Raw genomic sequence first — 2,661 nt, 5'->3', positions numbered from 1 at the left:
TTTCAATTTCTATTTATTCTAACTCTTATCTAGGTACAACTTTTCTACTCTTACATTTGCTTGCCTGGACGTTCGTATTTTTAATCTACTATTGTTCCAGGATTCAAAATTCCGTTTGGATCAAAGGATTTTTTAATATTCTGCATAATCTCTATTTCACGTTGTGTGTATTGTTGAGACATATATTTTTTCCTAGTTTTTCCCGTGCCATGTTCTGCAGTTACTGTTCCCCCATAGCTTATGGCAGCGTTATACATTTCATTCCTTATATCATCTAAGTAATCTGGCATCTTTCCATTATCAAACATTATGAAATTATGCATGTTACCATCAGCTATATGCCCCACAGCGGGAGATGTAGTATTATATTTCTTTGCAATATTAATTATATCTTTCAAAAATTCAGGTACTGATCCAGGTGGAACAGCCATATCAAGAGCATCAGCAACATCTTTTTTATAAGCTGTATAAACATTACTTCTTATCTCCATTAAAGTTTTCTGGTCTTTAGCTGTTTCTGCTATTAAACTGTCAACAGCACCATTTTCTTCGCACATACCTACAATTCTTTCGCATTTTTGATAAAGTTCATCTTCACTTGCTTCATCCAATATAAACATCAAATCAGCTGTTCCTTTGTTTGCAGGATATTTAAGTCCCATATGTTTTGCAGCTTCTAGCGCCACTTCTCTATCCATATATTCTATTGCTAGAGGAGTTATTCCTTCCTGCAATATTTTAGGGACTACACTCGCTGCCTCTTCTGCACTATTAAATGATATTAATAATGTACCAATATTAGGATTCTTTGCGTATAATCTAAGTGTAGCTTTTGTTACAATTCCGAGTGTTCCTTCACTACCAATCATCATGTGAAGCAAATCATAACCCATATTGTTTTTTAGAAGTTTTCCGCCTAACTGAACTAATTCACCGGTTGGTAATACTACTTCTAACCCTTTAATATGATTTCTCATTATACCATGTTTTACAGCGCTTACTCCGCCGGCATTTTCAACAACCATTCCACCTATCTGTGCTCCTTCGTCACCAGGATGTATAGGGAAGAATAATTTATCATACTTTTTAAGTTCTTCCAGCATTTTCTCTAAAGTTGCACCTGCTTCAACTGTTATCATTAAGTTCTTATCGTCAAGTTCTACAATGTTATTTAATCTTTCAAGAGATAAAATTATACTTGTTTGCGTCGGTACAGAACCACCACATAATCCTGTCCCTCCACCTCTTGGTACAACTGGAACTAGATATTTATTTGCCAATTTTATTATCGCTGATACCTCTTCCGGTGTAGAAGGTTTAATTACTACACAGTCTTCTGAGGCTACCGGTCTCATTTTTAGTTCAGTTTCATCATATAGATAGCTCTGCATTTTTGATAACTCCGAAACAACCCAATCTTCTCCTACTATTTTAGTTAAATCATTTATCAATTCGGCTTTCATATTAACCTCCAATTAGTTTATTATATTGCCACTTCCTCATCTTTTTCTACTGGTTTCCATCCTATAATACCTTTTATAAGCAATGGTATTATGATAACAAATACTGCAATATAGCCTAATGTTCCATATCCCTTTGCAATAAGTGGTATAAGTCCGAACTGGGCAATACACCATGTAAGTAATACATATACGAAAGAAACGATCGCACTTCTTTTAGTTTGTTTTTCTTTTTTCACAACATCAGTATCATTTCTAGATAAGACATTAACTATTCTACTTGTTGTTCCATATATTAAGTTTACACCAGTAGATACTGCTCCTAGAATTACTAATATTGATATTAAAGGAGTCATCCAAGAAGATCCCACACCATTCATAACAACAAATAATGCCGGTACTGCCTCTTTTAATATACCGTCTTGATAAAAAGCCATTACACCTAATGTCGTTAACATAAGTACGAATGAATTTATTACAAATCCCCACGTTGCAGCTTTTTTAGCTTCATTTGCATCTTTCAAAACGCTTGAGTGAGCTAAATATGCCCCAAGACAACAAGACTGAAAACCAGAATAAATTATTGTTTTCCATAAAGCTTGCACAAAAGTAGCTTGATTAGGTATTGCACCAGACTTTAGACCTGCGATATTAGAAGAGATTTTACCCCATGCCGCAATTATATTAGGTACATATACTATAATCATGCCAAGTATAATAGTAATTGCTATAACCCCCGCTGCCTTCCTTACTAAGGAAGCACCAAATATAGTCAAAAGCAACATTGCTGCGGCAATAAAAATAGTGTTAACTATATAACTTGTTCCAAATGCAGCTGAAACAGTTGCTCCACCAGTTGCAAATGCAACCGCTGTAGCAGTTATCAAAATTACTTGAAAAATAATTTCGAATACTGGAGACATTATTTTTTCCACAGGTTTATAAAATTCTAATGTCCAACTTTTGTAATCATATTTTTTCTTCTCCACGCCAAATTTCCATGCATAGTAAAAAATAACTGCATTCAATGCTTGAGAAACCATTGGTAAGAACGAAGCATACCACCCATATCCCACATAATACTCGACAACTTGTCTACCCGATGCAAAACCTCCACCAAAATGGGTTGTGAACCATACAAATGCTACTGCAAAATACGCAGGCATCATCTTTTTATTATTCATAACATCGCCCCCTTTAA

The 2,661-nt window shown here is 34.8% G+C and carries 2 protein-coding genes; both read right to left on the bottom strand.

What is annotated here, in order from left to right; genetic code table 11:
* Positions 1–80: 80 nt before the first annotated feature.
* Positions 81–1,463, bottom strand: coding sequence for an FAD-binding oxidoreductase (locus JJE11_RS17380; protein ID WP_291637904.1), 1,383 nt, complete (start codon positions 1,461–1,463; stop codon positions 81–83).
* Between the two features lie 20 nt (positions 1,464–1,483).
* The gene (locus JJE11_RS17375; protein WP_291637902.1) at positions 1,484–2,644 is read right to left on the bottom strand and encodes a hypothetical protein; all 1,161 of its coding nucleotides are present in this window, start codon (positions 2,642–2,644) and stop codon (positions 1,484–1,486) included.
* Between the last annotated feature and the right edge of the window lie 17 nt (positions 2,645–2,661).

Source organism: Clostridium sp., assembly GCF_016650095.1.
GTDB lineage: Bacteria > Bacillota > Clostridia > Clostridiales > Clostridiaceae > Clostridium_AD.
The sequence above is the reverse complement of the archived record's forward strand: the minus strand, read 5'-3'. Positions and strand labels throughout refer to the sequence as shown.

Excerpts from the sequence above, each read along its gene's own strand:
- JJE11_RS17375 (WP_291637902.1), bottom strand. The coding sequence starts at position 2,644 with ATGAATAATAAAAAGATGATGCCTGCGTATTTTGCAGTAGCATTTGTA.
- JJE11_RS17380 (WP_291637904.1), bottom strand. The coding sequence starts at position 1,463 with ATGAAAGCCGAATTGATAAATGATTTAACTAAAATAGTAGGAGAAGAT.